Origin of the sequence: Streptomyces sp. JH14, from assembly GCF_029428675.1 — a bacterium.
In the GTDB taxonomy this organism is placed as follows: domain Bacteria; phylum Actinomycetota; class Actinomycetes; order Streptomycetales; family Streptomycetaceae; genus Streptomyces.
Genome location: NZ_JAJNEL010000001.1, coordinates 3,300,878 through 3,322,245 on the forward strand (window position 1 = coordinate 3,300,878; position 21,368 = coordinate 3,322,245).

14 protein-coding genes, 1 tRNA gene and 1 riboswitch are annotated in these 21,368 nt (G+C 72.2%); of the genes, 6 read left to right on the forward strand and 9 right to left on the reverse strand.

Annotated elements, in window-relative coordinates; genetic code table 11:
- The first annotated feature begins 27 nt into the window (after positions 1 to 27).
- From LRD69_RS14855 to cobM, 3 genes are all read left to right on the forward strand, one after another.
- Positions 28 to 435 (forward strand): SSI family serine proteinase inhibitor, encoded by a 408-nt coding sequence (locus LRD69_RS14855; protein ID WP_277327050.1) that lies wholly within the window; start codon positions 28 to 30, stop codon positions 433 to 435.
- 101 nt (positions 436 to 536) lie between these two features.
- A complete protein-coding gene (gene cbiE, locus LRD69_RS14860) occupies positions 537 to 1,811 on the forward strand; it encodes a precorrin-6y C5,15-methyltransferase (decarboxylating) subunit CbiE (RefSeq protein ID WP_277329740.1) in 1,275 nt (424 codons plus the stop codon).
- Positions 1,808 to 2,557: a precorrin-4 C(11)-methyltransferase gene (gene cobM / locus LRD69_RS14865; RefSeq protein ID WP_277327051.1), complete on the forward strand. Its 750-nt coding sequence runs from the start codon at positions 1,808 to 1,810 to the stop codon at positions 2,555 to 2,557. Before cbiE ends, cobM begins: the two co-directional genes overlap by 4 nt.
- A 19-nt stretch (positions 2,558 to 2,576) precedes the next feature.
- Here cobM and LRD69_RS14870 read toward each other — a convergent pair whose 3' ends face one another.
- On the reverse strand, positions 2,577 to 3,692 hold the full coding sequence (locus LRD69_RS14870) for a cobalt-precorrin-5B (C(1))-methyltransferase (RefSeq protein ID WP_277327052.1): 1,116 nt from the start codon (positions 3,690 to 3,692) through the stop codon (positions 2,577 to 2,579).
- Between the two features lie 15 nt (positions 3,693 to 3,707).
- On the opposite strand from LRD69_RS14870, the gene LRD69_RS14875 reads away from it, so the two are divergent.
- On the forward strand, positions 3,708 to 4,454 hold the full coding sequence (locus tag LRD69_RS14875) for a cobalt-precorrin-6A reductase (RefSeq protein ID WP_277327053.1): 747 nt from the start codon (positions 3,708 to 3,710) through the stop codon (positions 4,452 to 4,454).
- A 9-nt stretch (positions 4,455 to 4,463) separates the two neighbouring features.
- On the opposite strand, the gene LRD69_RS14880 is transcribed toward LRD69_RS14875, so the two are convergent.
- From LRD69_RS14880 to LRD69_RS14890, 3 genes are all read right to left on the reverse strand, one after another.
- Positions 4,464 to 5,978: a precorrin-2 C(20)-methyltransferase gene (locus tag LRD69_RS14880; protein WP_277327054.1), complete on the reverse strand. Its 1,515-nt coding sequence runs from the start codon at positions 5,976 to 5,978 to the stop codon at positions 4,464 to 4,466.
- Positions 5,979 to 5,980: 2 nt separating this feature from the next.
- Positions 5,981 to 6,607 carry a precorrin-8X methylmutase gene (locus LRD69_RS14885; RefSeq protein WP_277327055.1) on the reverse strand — a complete coding sequence of 209 codons (627 nt, stop codon included), beginning with the start codon at positions 6,605 to 6,607 and terminating at the stop codon, positions 5,981 to 5,983.
- A 68-nt stretch (positions 6,608 to 6,675) separates the two neighbouring features.
- Positions 6,676 to 7,992, reverse strand: a complete 1,317-nt coding sequence (locus tag LRD69_RS14890) for a cobalamin biosynthesis protein CobG (RefSeq protein ID WP_277329741.1) — start codon at positions 7,990 to 7,992, stop codon at positions 6,676 to 6,678.
- Between the two features lie 103 nt (positions 7,993 to 8,095).
- A riboswitch (cobalamin riboswitch) is annotated at positions 8,096 to 8,171 on the forward strand.
- A 93-nt stretch (positions 8,172 to 8,264) separates the two neighbouring features.
- Here LRD69_RS14890 and cobN point away from each other — a divergent pair.
- Positions 8,265 to 11,864 carry a cobaltochelatase subunit CobN gene (gene cobN / locus LRD69_RS14895; protein WP_277329742.1) on the forward strand — a complete coding sequence of 1,200 codons (3,600 nt, stop codon included), beginning with the start codon at positions 8,265 to 8,267 and terminating at the stop codon, positions 11,862 to 11,864.
- A 36-nt stretch (positions 11,865 to 11,900) separates the two neighbouring features.
- On the opposite strand, the gene LRD69_RS14900 is transcribed toward cobN, so the two are convergent.
- On the reverse strand, positions 11,901 to 13,022 hold the full coding sequence (locus tag LRD69_RS14900; RefSeq protein ID WP_277327056.1) for a peptidoglycan bridge formation glycyltransferase FemA/FemB family protein: 1,122 nt from the start codon (positions 13,020 to 13,022) through the stop codon (positions 11,901 to 11,903).
- 426 nt (positions 13,023 to 13,448) lie between these two features.
- Here LRD69_RS14900 and LRD69_RS14905 point away from each other — a divergent pair, with 426 nt between their 5' ends.
- On the forward strand, positions 13,449 to 15,707 hold the full coding sequence (locus LRD69_RS14905) for an FG-GAP-like repeat-containing protein (RefSeq protein ID WP_277327057.1): 2,259 nt from the start codon (positions 13,449 to 13,451) through the stop codon (positions 15,705 to 15,707).
- A gap of 137 nt (positions 15,708 to 15,844) precedes the next feature.
- On the opposite strand, the gene LRD69_RS14910 is transcribed toward LRD69_RS14905, so the two are convergent.
- The 4 genes from LRD69_RS14910 to LRD69_RS14925 form a co-directional block, all read right to left on the reverse strand.
- Positions 15,845 to 15,917, reverse strand: a tRNA-Lys gene (locus tag LRD69_RS14910).
- Positions 15,918 to 16,007: 90 nt separating this feature from the next.
- Positions 16,008 to 17,534, reverse strand: a complete 1,527-nt coding sequence (locus LRD69_RS14915) for an amino acid permease (protein ID WP_277327058.1) — start codon at positions 17,532 to 17,534, stop codon at positions 16,008 to 16,010.
- 88 nt (positions 17,535 to 17,622) lie between these two features.
- The gene (locus LRD69_RS14920; RefSeq protein ID WP_277327059.1) at positions 17,623 to 19,197 is read right to left on the reverse strand and encodes an FG-GAP-like repeat-containing protein; all 1,575 of its coding nucleotides are present in this window, start codon (positions 19,195 to 19,197) and stop codon (positions 17,623 to 17,625) included.
- On the reverse strand, positions 19,197 to 21,338 hold the full coding sequence (locus LRD69_RS14925) for a VCBS repeat-containing protein (protein WP_277327060.1): 2,142 nt from the start codon (positions 21,336 to 21,338) through the stop codon (positions 19,197 to 19,199). The genes LRD69_RS14920 and LRD69_RS14925 overlap by 1 nt, the downstream gene beginning before the upstream one ends.
- Positions 21,339 to 21,368: the final 30 nt, after the last annotated feature.

The following is a 21,368-nucleotide window of genomic DNA, read 5'->3' on the forward strand; positions in this document are numbered from 1 at the left end:
TCGCGACCCGAGGTTCGTTACCCCAGCATGATCGTCTCCACTGTCGCACGGCGCCTGGCCGCCGCCTCGCTGACCGCCGCCGCCCTCGCCGCGCCACTGCTCATGTCCCCCACTGCACACGCCGCCGCCCCCGACGACGGGCTCTTGCTGACCGTGTCCGGCAGCGACGACACGTGGATCCGCGGCGTCCTCCTCGAGTGCCCGTCCGCTTCCGGGAGCAACCACCCGCAGGCCGCCGAGGCCTGCGCAGCACTGAACGCGGCCGGGGGCGATCCCGACGGGCTGCCGGGCGACCCTCGTCGGTGCGCGCACCTCTACGAGCCGGTCACCGCCACCGCCGAGGGGCAGTACGACGGCCGCCCGGTGTCCTGGCAGCGGACCTTCGCCAACGCCTGTGTGCTGGCATCGGTCACGGGCCCCGTCTTCCGGTTCTGACCGCTCCCGGCAGGCGGTCCCTGCCCGGCCCACCGGCCGGGCAGGGACGAACAGTAGAGTTTCGGCTGCGTCAGCCCCCGAACTCCGAGGTACCGGCCGTGATACCCGCAGAGCCCAGCCCGCCCCCGCCCCCTGCGCCGACCGTGGTGGGGATCGGCGCCGACGGATGGCAGGGGCTGCCGGAGGACTCGCGCGCGGCGCTGCTCGGCGCACAGGTGGTGATCGGCGGTGCACGGCAGTTGGAGCTGCTGCCACCGCAGTGCACGGGGCGGCGCGTTCCCTGGCCCTCGCCGCTGCGGCCCGCCGTGGCCGCTCTCCTGACCGCACATCAGGGACTCCGGATCGCCGTGCTGGCCAGCGGCGACCCCATGTTCTACGGCATCGGGCGCGCGCTCAGCGAGGAGTTGGGCGCCGAAAACCTCCGTGTCCTGCCGCATCCGTCCTCCGTCTCCTACGCCTGTGCCCGGCTCGGCTGGCCGCTGGAGGACACCGAGGTCGTCACGCTCGTCGGCCGCCCGGCGGCCCGGCTGGCCGCCGCCCTGCACGACGGCCGGCGGCTGCTGGTGCTGAGCGCCGGTGCCGGAACCCCGGGCGACGTGGCGGCGCTGCTGCGCGAGCACGGCTTCGGGCCCAGCCGGATGCGGGTGCTGGAGCGGCTCGGCGGCGAGGCCGAGGACGGTGCGGCGGGTACGGCCGAGGCATGGGCGCATCCGCCGGGCGACCCGTTGAACGTCATCGCGGTCGAGTGCCGCCGGGCCCCGGACGCACTGCGGCTCGGGGCCGTTCCCGGGCTGCCGGACGTCGCGTACGAACACGACGGCCAGCTCACCAAACGTCACATCCGCGCAGCCACGCTCGGGGCACTGGCCCCGGCCCCCGGCGAGCTGCTCTGGGACATCGGCGGCGGATCCGGCTCGATCGCCGTCGAGTGGATGCGCACCCACCCGTCCTGCCGTGCCGTGACCGTCGAACGCGATCCGGTGCGGGCCGGACGCATCACCCGTAACGCCGACCGGCTGGGCGTCCCCGCGCTGCGCGTGGTGGCCGGGCGGGCCCCGGAGGCACTCGCCGGACTGCCGGTTCCGGACGCCGTGTTCATCGGCGGCGGACTGACCGTGCCGGGCCTGCTCGACGCCTGCTGGGACGCGCTGCCGCCCGGCGGCCGGCTGGTCGCCAACACCGTGACGCTGGAGTCCGAGGCGCTGCTCACCGAGCGGTACGGGCGCCACGGCGGCGAGCTGGTACGGCTCGCGGTGGCCCACGCGGTACCGGTCGGCGGCTTCACCGGCTGGCGTCAGTCCATGCCGGTCACCCAGTGGTCCGTGTGCAAGCCCTCGGCACCGTCCGCATCAGAAGACACAGGAGACAACAGATGACCGTGTACTTCATCGGTGCCGGGCCCGGCGCCGCCGACCTGATCACGGTGCGCGGCGCCCGGACGCTCGCCGCCTGCCAGGTCTGTCTGTACGCGGGCAGCCTGGTCCCCCGGGAACTGCTCGCCGAATGCCCGCCGGACGCACGCCTCGTCGACACCGCGCAGCTCACCCTCGACGAGATCACCGCCGAGCTGGTCCGCGCCCACGGGGACGGGCACGACGTGGCCCGGCTGCACTCCGGCGACCCGTCCGTCTTCAGTGCGGTCGCCGAGCAGATGAGGCGGCTCGAAGCGGCAGGGGTGCCGTACGAAGTGGTGCCCGGAGTACCTGCGTTCGCGGCGGCCGCAGCCGCGCTGAAGCGGGAACTGACCGTGCCGACCGTCGGCCAGACCGTCATCCTCACCCGCATCGCCCACCGTGCCACCGCCATGCCGGACGGCGAGGACCTGGCGACGCTCGGGCGCAGTGGTGCGCTGATCGTGCTGCATCTGGCCGCCCGGTACGTGGACCGGGTCGTCGAGGAGCTGCTGCCGCACTACGGGGCCGACTGCCCGGCCGCCGTCGTGGCCATGGCGTCCCGCCCGGACGAGCTGATCCTGCGCGGTTCCCTCAGCGACATCGCCGGTCAGGTGAAGGCCGCGGGCGTCATCCGTACCGCCGTCATCATGGTGGGCCGCACGCTGGGCGCCGAGCAGTTCCGCGACAGCCACCTGTACTCGGCGGAGCGCGAGCGGCACGTCTGCTGACCCGTTCGCCGGGCCGTCGTCAGCGTGGCTCGCTGCGGCCCACGACCGTCCCCGCGCGGTCGATGCAGAGGACGTCCACGGACACCGGCGCCCCGCGCAGCACCGACAGCGCCTGGTCGCGGGCGGCGACCGCGACCAGGTCGCCCAGGGGGACCCCGGCCGCCGCGCACAGCTGAAGGGCGGCCAGGCCCGTGTTGGCGTCCGCCACTTCGGCGGCCAGGGCGGCGTCCGCACCGCCCCGCCGGGCGAGTTCGGCGAGGAATCCCTTGTCGACCTGCGAGCGGGCCGAGTGCAGATCCAGATGGCCCGCCGCGAGCTTCGACAGCTTCGCGAACCCGCCGCACACCGTCAGCCGGTCCACCGGATGCCTGCGTACGTACTTGAGCACCGCTCCTGCGAAGTCCCCCATGTCGAGCAGGGCGATCTCCGGCAGGCCGTACTCGGCGACGACGGTCTTCTCCGAGGTCGACCCCGTGCACCCCGCCACATGCGTGTGCCCCGCCGCGCGGGCCACATCCACGCCGCGGCGGATCGAGTCGATCCACGCCGAGCAGGAGTACGGGACGACGACCCCGGTCGTGCCGAGGATCGACAGACCGCCCAGGATGCCCAGGCGCGGGTTCCACGTGGAACGGGCGATCTCCTCGCCGTGATCGACGGAGACGGTGATCTCGGCGTCACCCGTGGCGCCGCGCTCCGCCGCCACCCGTGCGATGTGGTCGCGCATCAACTGCCGCGGCACCGGGTTGATGGCCGGCTCGCCGACGTCCAGCGGCAGGCCGGGGCGGGTCACCGTGCCCACGCCGGACCCCGCCCGGAACACCACACCCGAACCGGGCGGCAGACGGCGCACGGTGGCCCGTACCAGCGCGCCGTGTGTCACGTCCGGGTCGTCTCCCGCGTCCTTGACCACCCCGGCCGTCGCCCGCTCCCCGTCGAGTTCCTCCACGGCCAGCGCGAACGCGGGGGTCTGGCCCTTGGGCAGGGTGATGGTCACCGGGTCGGGGAAGTCACCGGTCAGCAGGGCCGTGTACGCGGCGGTGGCTGCCGCGGTGGCACAGGCACCGGTCGTCCAGCCGGGCCGCAGACCGGTGTGTTTGAGTTGGGCGCTGCGCCCGCCCGTCGCCTCACTCATGTCTGGACCGATCCCATGCACGTACTCGTCCTCGGTGGCACGACGGAGGCCCGCCGGCTCGCCGGGATCCTGGCCGGGGCGCTCCCCGCCGGAGCCCGGGTCACCAGCTCGCTCGCCGGCCGGGTGGCCAGTCCGAAGCTGCCGCCGGGCGAGGTGCGGGTCGGCGGGTTCGGCGGAGCCGACGGGCTCGCCGAGTGGCTGCGTACGCACCGGGTCGACGCGCTCATCGATGCCACCCATCCTTTCGCCGGGACGATCAGTTTCCATGCGGCCTCGGCCGCTGCCGCCGCCCATGTTCCCCTGCTCGCGCTGCGCCGGCCCGGCTGGGTGCCGGTCGACGGCGACCGCTGGCATCCGGCCGGGTCGCTGGACGAGGCGGCCGCGGCCCTGCCCGCGCTGGGCCGCCGGGTCTTCCTGACCACGGGCCGGATGGGGCTCGCGGCCTTCGCCGGCCTCGACTCCCTTTGGTTCCTGATGCGGTCCGTGGACGCCCCCGACGGGCCGCACCCGGCGCGGATGGAGGTCCTGCTGGACCGTGGGCCCTTCACCCTCGACGGTGAGCGCGAGCTGATCCGCCGTCACCGCGTCGATGTCCTCGTCACGAAGGACAGCGGGGGCGACGCCACCGCCCCGAAGCTGACCGCCGCCCGGGAGGCCGGCATTCCGGTGGTGGTGGTCCGCCGGCCGCCGGTCCCGGCGGGCGTACCCGTGGTCGGTACACCGGAACTCGCCGTGGACTGGCTGACCGGCCTGCGCGGCTGAGGCCGGAACTCAGACCTCCGGGTACCGCCGCGGCGTCCACACGATCTGCCGGCCGTCCCCCCGCAGCACCGACCGCGTCTGCGAGGAACCGACCAGCAGGATCGTCCGCATGTCGACCTCGGCCGGTTCCAGCTCGGCCAGGGTGACGATCCGTACGCTCTCCGAGGGCCCGCCCACATCCCGCCCCACCACCACCGGGGTGTCCGGCGAACGGAGCTCCAGCAGCAGGTCACGGGCCTTGCCGACCTGCTCGGTGCGGGTCCGCGAACCCGGGTTGTACAGCGCCAGCACCAGATCCGCCGCCGCGGCCGCGCGCAGCCGGGCGGCGATCACCTCCCACGGCTTGAGCCGGTCGGAGAGCGAGATCGTGGCGTAGTCGTGGCCGAGTGGCGCGCCCGCACGGGCGGCGGCGGCGTTTGCCGCGGTCACGCCAGGCAGCACCCGCACGGGCACCTTGGCGTACGCGTCCTGCGAGGCCACCTCCAGCACGGCCGTCGCCATGGCGAAGATCCCCGGATCGCCGCCGGACACGACGGCCACGCGGCGGCCGCGGCGGGCCAGGTCGAGGGCGAACTCGGCGCGCTCCGACTCCACTTTGTTGTCCGAGCCGTGGCGGGCCTGCCCGGGGCGGACCGGGACGCGGTCCAGATACGTGGTGTAGCCGACGAGGTCGTCGGCGGCGGCCAGCGCCCCACGGGTCTCCGGGGTCAGCCACAGCGGTCCGGCGGGACCCGTACCGACGACCACGACCTCACCGGTGACGGCCGCATCCGCACCCGCTTCCGGGCGGGGCGCGTCGATCCGGCTGGGCAGCACCGCGACGGCGAAGTACGGCACGGAGTCCGGGTCGGTGTCCGCCAGTTCGCCGGTACGCTCCCCGGCCATCGTGGCGCGCTCCACGTAGTGCGCCTCGCCGAGCCGCCCCGACGCCTCGAAGGCACGGCGCACCGCGGGGAACGTACGCCCCAGCTTCATCACCACGGCGGCGTCGGTGGCGGCCAGCCTGGCCGTCAGCTCCTCCTCCGGCAGGGTGCCGGGCAGGATCGTCAGCACCTCCTCACCCTCGGCGAGCGGGGTGCCCAGCCGGGCGGCGGCCGCGCTGACCGACGTCACCCCCGGGATCACCTCGGTGGGATAGCGGTCGGCGAGCCGCTTGTGCATGTGCATGTACGAGCCGTAGAACATCGGGTCGCCCTCGGCGAGCACCGCCACCGTCCGTCCGGCGTCCAGGTGCACCGCCAGCCGGGCCGCGGCCTCGCCGTAGAACTCCTCCATCGCACCCCGGTAGCCCCCGGGGTGGTCGGTGGTCTCCGTCGTGACCGGATAGACCAGCTTCTCCTCGATGTGGTCGGCGCGGATGTGCTCGGCGGCGATGGAGCGCGCGATGGACCGTCCGTGGCGGGCGCTGTGATAGGCGACGACATCGGCCTCGGCGATGATCTGCACCGCTCGTACGGTCATCAGCGCCGGATCGCCGGGCCCGAGCCCCACCCCGTACAGCCGGCCCGTGTTCTGCTCGCTCACTCTTACTCTTCCTCGCTGGCGATCGCGTTGAGCGCGGCCGCGGCCATGGCGCTGCCGCCGCGACGGCCCCGTACGACCAGGTGTTCCAGACCGGACGGATGGTCGGCCAGGGCGTCCTTGGACTCGGCTGCTCCGACGAAACCGACGGGCACGCCGATGACGGCGGCCGGGCGGGGAGCACCCTCCTCGATCATCTCGAGCAGCCGGAACAGGGCGGTCGGCGCGTTGCCGACAGCCACGACGGCCCCCTCCATGCGGTCCCGCCACAGCTCCATCGCCGCGGCGCTGCGGGTCGTGCCGAGCTTCGCCGCGAGATCGGGGACCGTGGGGTCCGACAGGGTGCAGATGACTTCGTTGCCGGCGGGCAGCCGCTTGCGGGTGACACCGCTGGCGACCATGGCGACGTCGCACAGGATCGGCGCACCGGAGCGCAGCGCCGCGCGGGCCCCGGCCACCACCCCCGGGGTGAAGCCGATGTCGCGTACGAGGTCGACCATGCCGCAGGCGTGGATCATGCGGACCGCGACCTGGCTGACGTCGGCGGGCAGCCCCGCGAGATCCGCCTCGGCGCGGATGGTGGCGAAGGACTGGCGGTAGATCGCCGGTCCGTCCTTCTCGTACTGGAACACGGTGGGTTCGCTCTCTCCGGTCGATGGGTGGTCGGGCTGACAGAGTGTGGGGCCCTGGGGCCGGTGGTTCAGCTGGAGGTGCTGCGGGCGGCCGTCACCGCGGCGGCCAGCTCGGACGGGCTGCCGAGGACCGTCGCCGGGGCGCCCCGCACGTCGCCGCGCACCAGGGACACCTGGTGCCCGCCGGGGACGGCGACGACGTCGACCCAGCTGCCCTTGGGGTGGCCGCACCGGCGTTCACAGCCGGACCAGTACACGGGCAGTCGAGCGATACCCGGATCCCCCGCCGTCACCGCGGCCTCCGCGTCCCCCCGTACATCCGCCAGGGACTTCGCACAGCCCGGCCGGCCGATACAGGCCCCGACGCCGGTCCACGCGGAGCCGGGTCCGACCACCAGTCCGGCCGCGCCCCACTCGGCCAGCCGCGCCGCCGCCCCGCCGCGTGCCACACCTGTCACGACGACGCTCCGCCAGGGGGTCAGCCGCACCTCACCGCCCGCGCGGGTCAGGCCCTCCCACTGCGCGCCGGTGAGGCGTCCGAACGGCACACCCACACAGAGCGCGACCGGTTCGGAGGTGCCGACGCGTCCGTACGCGGGCTCCTGCGCCGTCGTCGGCGGCGGTACGTGCTCCAGGCGGTCGGCCGCGTCAACTCCCGCCGCACGCAATGCCGTTCCCACCTGCGACAACAACTCTTCTGCCGGGAGCGGCAATTCGCTCACCCGCCAGGCGCCCGTCTCCCGCGCCGCGTCCACGAACGTCTCGGCGGCAACGAGCGCGGCACGGGGCGCATCCGCCCCGGAGACCCTCAGCACCGCCTCCGCGGCCCCGATCCGCAGCAGCGCGGTCCCGTCGCCCCGCCCCAGCAACGTCACGTCCGCACCCAGGGCGTCCACATCACCGCGGCCGTCATCGAGCGCGAACAGAAAGCGGCCGGACAGCCCGGCCGCTTTGTCACTTCCGCACAACAGCCCGTCCAGCCCGGTCAGCCACGGCCGGACGTCCGTCCGGCCCCGGCCGTCGAGCCCGGAGAGCGGTGAGGCCACCACATTGCGTATCCGCTCATGGCTCCAGGACGGCAGCAGCCCTGCCGTGCCGAGGAGTTCGGCGAGCCGCCCGCCGCAGTCCGCGTCGAGCCCGCGCAACTGGACATTGCCCCGCGAAGTGAGATGCAACTCACCGTCGCTCAACTCCCGTGCCGCCTGCCGGAGCACGTCCGCCTGACGCATGTTCAGCACGCCGCCGGGAATCCGCACCCGCGCCAGTGCCCCGTCGTCCGCCCGGTGGAGCCGCAGCGACCCCGGGCAGGCATCGCCACGGTCCCGGGAGAAGGGCTCCCCCGAGGCCGACGGAGGGGTGTCGGAAGTGGACATGGCGGCGAGCATACCGACCATCATCCTGAGCGGTATGAACACCATCCGATGTACGGCCCTTACTATGCCTAGCAGCGGGCCACCCGGCCCGGCATCGCCAGAAACGGCGACAGGGGAGGAAGCCCGGTGCGAATCCGGCGCGGTCCCGCCACTGTGAGTCCGGCTGCAACAGCCGGGCGAGTCAGGAACTCCCTTCCCCACGCTCTCGATCCCGCTCGAGCAGGGGAGAACCCCATTCCGACACCGCCCGGGGCGTGGACACCCCGAGGAAGGCCCGACGCCGCATGATCCTGCTCCTGTCGACGTCCGACACCGACCTGCTCAGCGCCCGCGCCGCGGACGGTCCGGTGCCCTACCGCTACGCCAACCCCTCGCGCCTGCCGCTCGACGACCTCCCGGCTCTCCTCGACGGCGCCGACCTCGTCGTCGTACGCCTCCTCGGCGGTGTCCGCGCCTGGCAGGAGGGGCTCGACCAAGTCCTCGCCACCGGCAGGCCGGTCGTCGTCCTCACCGGTGAACAGGCCCCCGACGCCCAGCTGATGGCCGCCTCCACCGTGCCGATCGGGATCGCGGCCGAGGCCCACGCCTACCTGGCGCACGGCGGCCCCGCCAACCTGGACCAGCTGGCCCGGTTCCTCTCCGACACGGTCCTGCTGACCGGCCACGGCTTCGAACCCCCGGCGCCCGCCCCCTCCTGGGGTCCCCTGGAGCGCACCGCGCGCCCCACCGACGGCCCGACGATCGCGGTGCTCTACTACCGCGCCCACCACATGAGCGGGAACACCGCGTTCATCGACACGCTCTGCCGGGCGGTCGAGGACGCGGGCGCCCGCGCCCTCCCCCTGTACGTCGCCTCGCTGCGTACCCCGGAACCCGCACTCATCGACGAACTGCGCGCCGCCGACGCCATCGTCACCACCGTCCTCGCCGCCGGCGGCACCCGGCCCGCCGAGGCGTCGGCGGGCGGCGACGACGAGTCGTGGGACGCGGGCGCCCTCACCGGCCTCGACGTACCGATCCTGCAGGCGCTCTGCCTGACCGGCTCGCGCAGCGACTGGGAGGACAACGACGAGGGCGTCTCACCGCTCGACGCGGCCAGCCAGATCGCGGTCCCCGAGTTCGACGGCCGGCTGATCACCGTCCCGTTCTCCTTCAAGGAGATCGACGAGGACGGCCTGCCCACGTACGTCGCCGACACCGAGCGCGCCGCCCGCGTCGCCGGAATCGCCGTACGCCACGCCCGGCTGCGCCACATCCCGGCCGCGGACAAGCGCCTGGCACTCGTCCTCTCCGCCTATCCGACGAAGCACTCCCGTATCGGCAACGCGGTCGGCCTCGACACCCCGGCCAGTGCCGTGGCCCTGCTGCGCCGGCTGCGCGCCGAGGGCTACGACTTCGGCCCCGAGGCCGGCCTCCCCGGACTGGTCTCCGGCGACGGCGACGAGCTGATCCACGCCCTCATCGAGGCGGGCGGCCACGACCAGGAGTGGCTGACGGAGGAGCAGCTGGCCCGCAACCCGGTGCGGATCCCGGCCGCCGACTACCGGCGCTGGTACGCGACGCTCCCCGCGGAACTCCGGAACGCGGTCGAGCGTCACTGGGGCCCGCCGCCCGGCGAGATGTTCGTGGACCGTTCCCGCAACCCGGAGGGCGACATCGTGCTCGCCGCCCTGCGCCGCGGGAACCTGCTGATCCTCATCCAGCCGCCGCGCGGCTTCGGCGAGAACCCGATCGCGATCTACCACGACCCCGATCTGCCGCCCTCGCACCACTACTTGGCCGCATACCGCTGGATCGCGGCGGCGCAGAGCGACGGCGGCTTCGGCGCCGACGCGATGATCCACCTCGGCAAGCACGGCAACCTGGAGTGGCTGCCCGGCAAGAACGCGGGCCTGTCCGCGGCCTGCGGCCCGGACGCGGCACTGGGCGACCTTCCCCTCGTCTACCCGTTCCTGGTGAACGACCCGGGCGAGGGCACGCAGGCCAAGCGCCGCGTCCACGCCACCCTGATCGACCACCTCGTGCCGCCGATGGCCCGCGCCGACAGCTACGGCGACATCGCCCGGCTGGAGCAGCTCCTCGACGAGCACGCCCAGATCGCCGCGATGGACCCGGCGAAGCTGCCCGCGATCCGCGCGCAGATCTGGACCCTGATCCAGGCCGCGAAGCTCGACCACGACCTGGGGCTCGACGACCGCCCGGACGACGAGGGCTTCGACGAATTCATCATGCATCTGGACGGCTGGCTCTGCGAGATCAAGGACGCCCAGATCCGCGACGGCCTGCACGTCCTGGGTGGCGCCCCGGCCGGCCCGGACCGGGTCAACCTGGTCCTGGCGATCCTGCGCGCCCGACAGATCTGGGGCGGTACGGCGTCGCTGCCGGGGCTGCGCGAGGCACTGGGCCTCGACGAGTCCGCCGCCACCCGCACCACGGCGGACGAGGCCGAGGAGCAGGCGCGGGCTCTGGTCCAGGCGATGGAGGACGCGGACTGGGACCCGTCGGCCGTCGCGACCGTGGCGGCGTCCCACCCCCGGCCGGTCGCGGACATCCTCGACTTCGCCGCTCGTGAAGTGGTCCCCCGCCTGGCCGCCACCACGGCGGAACTGGACCACACCGTCCACGCCCTGAACGGCGGCTTCGTCCCGGCGGGCCCGTCCGGCTCCCCGCTGCGCGGCCTCGTCAACGTCCTGCCGACCGGCCGCAACTTCTACTCGGTGGACCCCAAGGCGGTCCCCTCCCGCCTCGCCTGGGAGACCGGCCAGGCCCTGGCCGAATCGCTCCTGGAGCGCTACCGCACCGACCACGGCACATGGCCCACCTCGGTGGGCCTCTCCCTGTGGGGCACCAGCGCGATGCGTACGTCGGGCGACGACGTCGCCGAAGCGCTGGCGCTGCTCGGTGTCCGCCCGGTCTGGGACGACGCCTCGCGCCGCGTCACCGGCCTGGAACCGATCGACCTCGCCGACCTCGGCCGGCCGCGCATCGACGTGACCCTGCGCATCTCCGGCTTCTTCCGCGACGCGTTCCCGCACACCATCGGCCTGCTCGACGACGCGGTACGCCTCGCCGCATCCCTCGACGAACCCGCCGACCACAACCACATCCGCGCCCACGCCCAGGCCGATCTCGCCGAACACGGCGACGAACGACGCGCCACCACCCGTATCTTCGGCTCCCGCCCCGGTACGTACGGAGCGGGCCTCCTCCAGCTCATCGACAGCCGCGACTGGCGCACCGACGCCGACCTCGCCGAGGTCTACACGGTGTGGGGCGGCTACGCCTACGGCCGTGAACTGGACGGCCGTCCGGCCCGCGACGAGATGGAGACGGCCTACAAGCGCATCGCCGTGGCCGCCAAGAACACGGACACCCGCGAGCACGACATCGCGGACTCGGACGACTACTTCCAGTACCACGGCGGCATGGTGGCCACCGTCCGCGCCCTGCGCGGCACGGCCCCCGAGGCGTACATCGGCGACTCCACCCGCCCGGAGACGGTCCGCACCCGCACCCTGGTCGAGGAGACGTCCCGTGTCTTCCGCGCCCGCGTGGTCAACCCCAAGTGGATCGAGGCGATGCGCCGCCACGGCTACAAGGGCGCCTTCGAACTGGCCGCGACGGTCGACTACCTCTTCGGCTACGACGCGACGACGGGCGTGGTCGCCGACTGGATGTACGACAAACTCACCGAGACCTACGTCCTGGACCCGGCCAACCGCGAGTTCCTCCAGCAGGCCAACCCCTGGGCCCTCCACGGCATCGCGGAACGCCTCCTGGAAGCCGAGTCCCGCGGCATGTGGGCCAAGCCGGACCCCGCGGTACTGGAGGCGCTGCGCCAGGTGTTCCTGGAGGCGGAGGGGGAACTGGAGGGCGAGGACTGACCCGCGATGGGCGTGGGGGACTTCCCGGGCCCGGCCTCAGCGGCGGGACATGTACAGGTCGAGCGCCTTGTGCAGGAACCTGTTGAGCGGGAAGTCCCATTCACCCAGGTACTCCACCGCCTGGCCGCCGGTGCCGACCTTGAACCGGAGCAGGCCCAGCAGGTGGTTGCCCTCGTCCAGAGTGTCCGTGATGCCGCGCAGGTCGTAGACGCTCGCGCCGAGTTCGTGGGCGTCGGACATCATCCGCCACTGGATGGCGTTGTTCGGCTGGACCTCGCGCTTGCGGTCGGTCGACGCGCCGTACGAGTACCAGACGTGCTCGCCCACGGTCAGCATCGTCGCCGCCGAGAGGACCTCGCCGTCGTGATGGGCGAGGTAGAGCCGCATACGGTCCGGGTCCTCGGCCGCGAGGGCGGTCCACATCCGTTCGAAGTAGGCCTGCGGGCGCGGGATGAACCTGTCCCGTCGTGCGGTCTCCACGTAGAGCTCGTAGAAGGCGGGCAGGTCCTCGTAGCCGCCCCGGACGACTTTGACGCCCGCCTTCTCGGCCTTCTTGATGTTGCGGCGCCACTGCTGGTTGAAGCCCTGCTGGACTTCCTCCAGCGACTTCCCGGCGAACGGGACCTGGAAGACGTACCGGGGCTGGCCGGCGGCGAACCCGTCCTCGTCGCCCGGCTCGGTCTGCCGCCAGCCCATCGCGCGCAGCCGGTCGGCGACGGCGAGGGCCCCCGGCTCGTGGGACGTGGCCTCGGCGTCCCGCAGCCGTCCGGCCTGTGGATCGGCGATCGCGGCCTTGACGGCCTCCGCGCTCCAGCGGCGGGTGACGACGGGCGGGCCCATCTTCACCGAGAACACGCCCTGCGCCTTCAGATGGCCCAGCATCGGGCGCAGCCACCGCTCCAGATCCGGCGCGGACCAGTCGATGAGCGGCCCTTCGGGCAGATAGGCGAGGTACCGCTTGAGCTTCGGCAGCGGCCTCAGCAGGACCAGCCCCGCGCCGACGAGCCGGTCGCCCTCGTCGAACCAACCCAGGCTCCGTGCCCGCCAGTCCGGCTTCACATCCCCCCACGAGGGAACCTGCATGTGACTCGCGGAGGGTCGGCGCCCGACGAACGCCAGGTGCTCCTCACGGGTGATCGCCTTCAGGCGCAGGCTCATGGGATGTGCTCCTTCGTCCGGACGCGTCAGCCTACTGACGATGTACCGCACATCGGCGGCAACCGGCGCGCCGCCGCGAAGAAGAGGCAGCAGGACGCGGGGGTGATCACTCGGCCGGGGGGTCCCGGCCGAGTGACCGCCCGGCGCACGTTCGGCGTCCGGAGAGCTCGGGGCCGTGCACGCGGGTGATCTCCATGCACCGCCGCTCCGTGCGCCGTCGGTGGGTGCTGCGCGTGAGGCCCGGTCCTCGCGATTCACACAGGAGCGGGTGGCCGTCCCTGCAGGTCGGCGACCTGGAGGCCGGTGTTAGTCTCCCCGCACTGCATGGGGGGTGGGGCCCAGGGGGGCTCATCACTTCACGGTGTCGACCGCGGCACAGCCTTGCCGCGTCCTCTCCATGCTCCGGTCGCATCAATGGAGACACCCGTGAGTCACTACACCCAGCCCCGGCGGGCCACCGTCCGCCGGGTTCTCGGCAGCGCACTCGTGCCTGTCCTCGGACTCGGTATCGCGGCGACCGGCGTCCACGCCGCGTTCGCCGCCCCGGCCGCCCGTCCCGCTGCCGCCGCCGCCGCGGTGGCGCTCGACCCGTGGGCGGCGTCCGTACCCCTGACGGACGGCACCACCATCCAGGACGTCCTTGACGTGAAGACGGCCGGGAACGGAGCCGTCGTCGCGCTGTGGAACCGCAAGCCCGCCGACAAGAACAGGCGTGAGCTGGTCGCGGCGGTCCGCCCGGCCGGGAGCACCGTCTGGGGCGCGCCGCAGGTGCTGGCCACGACCCCCACCGCGCGAGGTGACGCGCAGATCGTCACCTCGACGGACGGTTCCGTCGTCGCGTCCTGGACGGAGTATCCGAACGACACCCCGCCCGACGGCGAGAGGCTCGGCGGCGTCTTCCGGATGTCCGTGCTCGCGGCCGGTGCCACCACCTGGTCGGGCCCGTCCGACATCGCCGCCTCCGACGCCATCCGGGACGCGCGGCTGGTGGGCTCCCCTTCCGGGAAGCTCGTCGCCGTCTGGCGGGACGTGGCGGGCGACCCGTCGTCGTTCGGTCTCTTCTCGTCCGTCCGCCCGGCGCCCGGTGCCGCCTGGTCGCACCCGGCGCAGATAGATGTCGGCACGCCGGGACAGCCGGACGTCGACAATCCGCAGCTCGTGTATGCGGACGACGGCACGGCGACCGTGGCCTTCGGGAAGACCTCCCCCTCCTACGGCCACTCCGTCAAGGTCGTCGACCTGGCGGCCGACAGTCAGGACTGGTCCGCGCCGGTCACGGTCTTCACTGCGGCTCCGGAGTCCGGGATCTACGCGAACGGCGCCTCGCTGACGCTGGGCCGGGACGGCCGGGCCGCGCTGGTGTGGACGGCGTACGAGTCCGCGATGCTCGCGCAGCGACCGGCCGGCAGCCGCACGTGGGGAGCCGCGGAGCCGATCACCGGCGTCGGGGTCCAGCCCGTACGGGACCTGGCCGTCGGCCCCGACGGCGACATCACCTTGCTCTGGGGCGGCCGCGACGCCATCGGCAACCTTGTCGTGCGCGCCACCACACGGTCCGCGGCCACAGGCACGTGGTCCGCCGTGAAGCAACTCTCGAGCGATCACGTGCTGGACGACCGGATCGACCTGACGGTGGGCGCGGACGGCACCGCGCATGCCGTCTGGCGCCAGGAGGTTCCCGGCGACGGCCCCACCTACGCGCTGTACACCGCCTCCCGGGTGAACGGGGTCTGGACCACGCCCGTCCGGCTGAGCACCAACACCGACGGCAACAGTCAGGGCCAGGTCACCGTGGACGCCGGCAACCGCCCCGTCGCCGTGTGGACGCAGGCCACCATGTGGGCGCAGGACACCAGGGACGCCACCACCCAGGTGCGCTCCGCCACCACCGCGCCCGCTCCCCCCGCTCCGTCCAAGCCGCTGCCCAAATGGCGTGACTTCAGTGGTGACGGCCGGGGTGATCTGCTCGGCCTGACGTCGGGCGGCTCGCTGGCGGTGCGGACGGGTACGAGCGCGGGCGGGTTCGGTACGGGCGTGTCCGCGGCGGGCTGGCCGGCTACCTCGGTCGTCGTCCCGTTCGGGGACCTGTCCGGCGACCGGTGCAACGACGTGCTGGTGCGGAACTCCTCGGGTGTGCTGACGCGCTACGACGGGGCCTGCGGCAAGGCGTTCGCACCGAGCGGGCCCAAGCGCGTGATCGGTTCGGGCTGGAACATCTACAACGTGCTGACCTCGCCGGGGGACCTGACGGGTGACGGGCGTGCGGATCTGCTGGCGCGTACGCCGGCGGGTGAGCTGTATCTGTACGCGGACAGCGGCGCGGGCGCGTTCAAGACCCGGGTGAAGGTCGGCGGAGGCTGGCAGATCTACAACACGATCGCCGGTGCCGGCGACCTGAACGGCGACAAGGCCGGCGACCTGCTGGCCCGGGACGCGGCGGGTGTGCTGTGGCGATACGACGGCACGGGCAAGAACACGCTGAAGGGCCGGGTGAAGGTCGGCGGAGGCTGGCAGATCTACAACGCGATCGCCGGTGCCGGCGACATCACCGGCGATGGCAAGGCGGATCTGGTCGCGCGGGACACGGCTGGTGTGCTGTGGCGCTACAACGGCACGGGTTCCGGCGTCTTCTCCGCCCGGGTGAAGATCGGCAGCGGCTGGCAGACGTACAAGTCGCTGCTCTGAGTGTCTGCGCCTGCCGATGACGTGCGCGACCACTGGGTGACCACCTGACCGCCGGATTCCGCCCCGGAGCAGGACCCGAACATGACAGAGCCCCCGTTGACGCAGGTCAACGGGGGCTCCGACCCCGAGGGGCCCGGTAGGCCGTGTGGGACTCGAACCCACAACCAACGGATTAAAAGTCCGCTGCTCTGCCAATTGAGCTAACGGCCCTCGGCGATCACCCCTGAGCATAGCCCGCCGCGGCCCGGCCGCCGATCGAGTATCGGTCGCCGGGCCCGTCGAACCGGGGACTTGGGCCGGTCAGTCCGACGCAATGTCCGTGCTCATACCCTTGTGATCCGTTTTGAGGAACCAGTGGCGCGCCGACGCGAACCACCATGTCGCCGCGAACCCCAGCACCACCAGGACCGCTACCGGTGCGTAGTTGAACGTCTCCCAGGTGACCGGGGACAGTTGCGGCAGCATGAAGAGGACCGTGATGACCGCCACCCACACCACCGCGACGATTCCGATGGGCCGGGACCAGCGGCCCAGGTGCCAGGGGCCCGGGACGAAGTCGTCGCCTCGCAGGAGTCGGAGCAGGGTGGGGATGACGTACGCGATGTAGAGGCCGATCACCGCGATCGAGGTCACTGCCGCGTACGCGGTGACGTTGATCAGGTACGGCAGACCCAGGACCAGTGCGCCGATCGCGGCCAGCCAGACCGCGGCGACGGGCGTTCGGGTACGGGGGCTGACCGTGTGCCAGACGCGGGAGAACGGCAGTGCGCCGTCCCGGGAGAACGCGTAGATCATGCGGCTGTTCGCGGTCACGGACGCCATCCCGCAGAACAGCTGGGCGCCGATGACGACCAGCAGCAGAAGCTTTCCGGTGGTGGCGCCGAGGGCGTCCAGCAGGATCTGGGCGGGCGGGGCGCCGGTCGGGGAGTTCAGGGCTCCGTCGTACGACTGGATGGCGAAGGTGAAGCCGAGGAGGAGGACGAAGCCGGCGATCCACGACGTCCAGATCGACTGGACGATGCCGCGCGGACCGGCCGTCGCGGCGTCGTGGGTCTCCTCCGTCATATGGGCGGAGGCGTCGTAGCCGGTGAACGTGTACTGGGCCATCAGCAGGCCGATCATCACGACGTAGAAGCCGCTGCCCCACCCAGTGTTGTTCACGAACTCGGTGAAGACGAACGACGCCGACTGATGGGAGTCCGGTACGAAGGTCAGGGCGCCGACGATGACCGCGACCCCGAGGACGTGCCACCACACGCTCACGCTGTTCAGGACGGCGACGATGCGGACCCCGAAGGTGTTCAGGAGCCCGTGCAGCAGAAGGATCGCGGCGAACAGCAGGACCGTACGGCCGGGCGTGACCTCGAAGTCGAACTGGAGGTTCAGGTACGCCCCCAGGAAGGACGCCGCCCCGAAGTCGATCCCGGCGGTGACGGCGACCTGCCCCAGCACGTTGAACCAGCCGGTGAACCAGGCCCAGGCCGCCGCCGAACGCGGCGGGGCCAGCCGGTGCGCCCAGAAGTACAGGCCCGCGGACGTCGGGTACGCCGAACAGATCTCCGCCATCGCCAGGCCGACGAACAACGTCATCAGGCCGACCGCGACCCAGCCCCACGTGATGACGGCCGGGCCGCCGGTGTTCATGCCGAACAGATAGAGCGTCAGGCAGCCGGAGAGCACCGAGATGATCGTGAACGAGACGGCGTAGTTGGCGAACGCGGACATCCGGCGGGCGAGGACCTGCGTGTAGCCGAGTTCGGCCAGGCGCGCTTCGTCCGCGCCCGGTTCCGGGGCACCGCGGGGACGGTGTGTGCTGGTGTTTGTCATGCTCCCAGCGATTCCCTCGCCGGGGGCACGGCATGCGCCGTCTCGAGCCTCGATACGGTGACGCGAGGCGGGGCCTCGTGGACCGCTCTCAGCTGATCTTGGCGTAGTTCTTCCAGCGCGTGACCGCGAGCTGCTTCCTGCTGTCGAACCCGCCCTTGTGGTTGGCGTTGTACAGGTACACCGCCCCGGCCGGCGTGCGGGTCAGGATGTCCTGCCGCCCGTTGTGGTCCATGTCCCCGCTCGCCACGATCGCGTTGTACACGTTCCAGCCCCCGCCGACCCGGGTCCGGGCGGCATACCCGCCCTTGCCGTTGCCGCGGTACAGCCACAGGACCCCGGCCTTGTCCCGCGCCACCAGGTCCGACCGGCCGTCACCGGAGAGGTCACCGCGCCCGGCGAGCGAGGTGTACACGTTCCAGCCGCCGCCGATGCGCGTACGCCCCGCGAACTTGCCGTCGCTGGCGCCCCGGTAGAGCCAGAGCACCCCGCCGGAGTCCCGGCCGATGAGGTCCATCCGGCCGTCGCCGGAGATGTCACGGACAGCGACCAGCTGGTTGTAGATGTTCCAGCCGCCACCGATCCGCACCCGGTGATCGAAGCCGTCCGGGCCGTCGGCGTCGCTGCTGGGTACGCGGTAGAGGGTTCCGCCGGTGGTACGCGCGACCATGTCGCCGTAGCCGTCGCTGTTCATGTCCCCGGCCTGCAGGAGTGTGGAATAGCCACCAGCCACGCCGGCGCCGATGTTGTCCACATAGCAGTCCGCCAGCCTGCGCCGCGTGTCCGTCGAACAGATGTCGAACAAGTAGTAGTCGGTCCCGAGCTTCTCCAGGGCGAGTACGCTGCCGCCGTTCCTGTAGTCCAGGTCGACGTCCCTGGACCATTCGTCGACCAGCGCCCGGTAGGAGTCGATACGGGTGTAGAGCCGGACCCCGCCTTGTACGCACCCGGTCGACTTCGTCGCCGAGACGGCGACGAGCTTGCCACCGGCGACCAGGGCGCCCCCTGCGTCCCCGAAGCACTGGTCCTCGTCCGCGATCGGCGGTGCGCCCGGCGCGGGCGCGGTGCACAACCCCCCGGATGGCAGCGCGGCCCCGAGCAGCGAGGCGCATTCAGCCGCCGACTTCACGACCACCTGTTCGGAGTGGCGCACCCGGGGCGCCGAGTCGAGATCGAGACCGGACCAGGAGTAGTACGTCGCCTTCGCCCCGGCCGCCCGGAGCGCCGAGTCCGCCGCGGAGGCGAGGACCGGCTTGCCGCTGTTGTCCGGGGTCCCCCGGATGGCGACGGTGAGGGCGGCGCGGCGGCTCGCCGCGTCGTACTGCGGATGGCTGCGGTACTGCATCGCACCAACACCGCCGGTGATCTGACCGGACGTCAGGCTGTACTCCGAGGACATGTCCTGTTCGTCCATCCCGGTGAAGCAGTCCGGAGTGGCGAGTGTCTTGGTCTTCGACAGGACGATGCCGGTGCAGGCCCGGTGGGAGCCGTTCGCCCAGTCCTCGTTGTAGAGCGGGATGACCCATGACGGCACGGAGGAGGCCGCCGACGCGCCCGACACCCCCATGCCGAGCAGCCCCGAGACCAGCGCCCCGGAGGCCGCCATCACGGTGAGGAGGCGGCCGGAACGGCGCCGCGCTGTTGCGCTGCTTGTACGTCTGCTCATCAGAAGATCCCCTTGTAGACCTGCCACCCGGTGGCGATCTGGGTACGGGGTCCGAACGACCCCTTGCCGTTGCCGTCGTTGCGGAAGAGCTTTCCGGCCGAGTCGCGCACGACGATGTCGTTCTTGCCGTCACCGCTCAGGTCACCGATGCCCACGACCGAGTTGTAGGTACGCCCCCAGTCCGAGAACACCTTCACCCGCGGCGCGAAGGTGCCGTTGCCCAGACCGTTGTAGCGCCACAGGCCGCCGTTGCGGTCGTGGCCGAGCAGGTCGGGGCGGCCGTCACCGGTGATGTCGCCGACGCCCGTGATCTGCCCGTACGTCTTCCAGTTGGCGAAGATCCTGACCCTGGCCGCGAACTTCCCACCGGCCGCTCCTGCGTAGAAGTACATGTCGCCGGTGGCCGTCTGCCGGGCGACGAGGTCGGCCCGGCCGTCCCCGTTCAGGTCGCCGGGCGAGGTCAGCACGTCGTACTGCTGCCAGCCCTTTCCGATCGTGGTGTGTCCGGAGCCGGGCGTGTACCCCGACTTGCCGCAGCGGCCCGCATACTGGCGCAGTTCGCCGCCCGGCAGCCGTACGAGCAGTTCGGCGCAGTGGTCGCTGCCGGTGTCCGCGAACGGCACGGCAAGCGTGCCGGCCGGCCAGCCGGAGCCGGACGACTTGCCCTCGAAGCGGCCTCCGCTCTGCCCGAACTGGACGGTCAGCCCGCCGGTGGAGTTGAGGGTGACCAGGTCACCGAGGCTGAAGTAGCCCTGGTCGTGGAAGCCCTCCTTCCCTCCGGCCACCGAGAAGGTACCGCTGGTGGTGTACGTCCCCGCGCCGTCCTCGGCCGTCACCTGCAAGGACCAGGTGTGCCGGCCGTTGCCGGTGGGCTCCCCCGCGTCGGTCCGGCCGTTCCATTCGACGTCGGCCTCGGTACCGGAACCACCCTTCATGGTGCGTACGGTACGGCCGAGCCAATCCTTGACCGTGTACGTCCAGGTGGCCGGCTTGTTGAACTGCCAGGTGCTGGACCACACCGGCACGCCGTCCGGGCCCTTCATGTCGATGTCGCTGTCGCTGACGTCGGAAGCGATCTTCGCGAGGGGCTGTGCGGGCACACCACTGGGCACGATGTGGAGGGAGTGCGCGGCATCGACGTACGCGATGTCCCCGCCGAACTTGTCCACCGCCCAGGTCAGCCGCCGCTGGTCGGCGGTGTTCCCGGCCGGGAGGTCGGCCACCGCCCGGGGCGCGGCGGCCCCGCCGGTGTGGAAGTCGGTCAGCAGGAGCTGCCCCGCATCCCGGTCGTGCCGGACGAGGAACCCGTCACCGACGAGGGCGGGCCCGGACGGCACCGTGAAGGACTTCTTCGCCGTACGGTCGTAGACGCCGGCCGCGCCGGCCGGCCCGCAGTTCCAGTAGACCCAGCGTCCGACCGTACGCACCTCCTTGATCACACAGGGGGCGCCGGTGGCGACCGTCTCCATGACCTTCTTCTGCGCGATGTCGATCGAGGTGAGCGCGCCGGTGACGGATCCCGCCGCCCAGAGCCTGGTGCCCCAGACGGCGGCGGCGGTGGGCTTGCGCGTCCAGTTCTCCTGGGTCGCGCGGTACTTCTGGATCCCGGAGATGTACTGCGTGGCGGGCGATCCCGCGTCGACGACCGCGTAGCGGCCGGTCAGGTCCACGATCCGCGTCGCTGGGAACGTGGCGTCGGGAACGTAGTAGAGACTGCTGGGAGTTACCCAGACCTGCACGGTCTCGCGACCGTCCGACCCCACCTGAGTCACGCCGTAGTGGCCGTTGCCCGCAGCGACCAGGGTCACACAGGAACCGGCATCGCACGGCACCCGCTCAAGGCTCTGCCCGAACGCGTACTGGCCTGCGAAGGCCCCGCGCACCGGCTCGCCCGCGGACGCTCCGTCCGCGCTGATCCGGCGCGACATGACGTACTGCTCACCGTTGGCGGCACGCTCCACGGTATTCAGCACGCCACCGCCGAAGTCCAGGCCCCAGACACCGGTCGTGGTGACGGGGGTCGGTCCCGAAGCCGGAGCAGCCTCCTGCGCGGAAGCGCTCGCGGCGGGCAGCGCTCCGCCGACCGAGGCGAGCACCGCCAGAGCTGCCGCTCCTCTTCGTGCGCGCGTGGATATGAGCAAGGGATTTCCTTTCCTCTCAGGAGCCTGGTG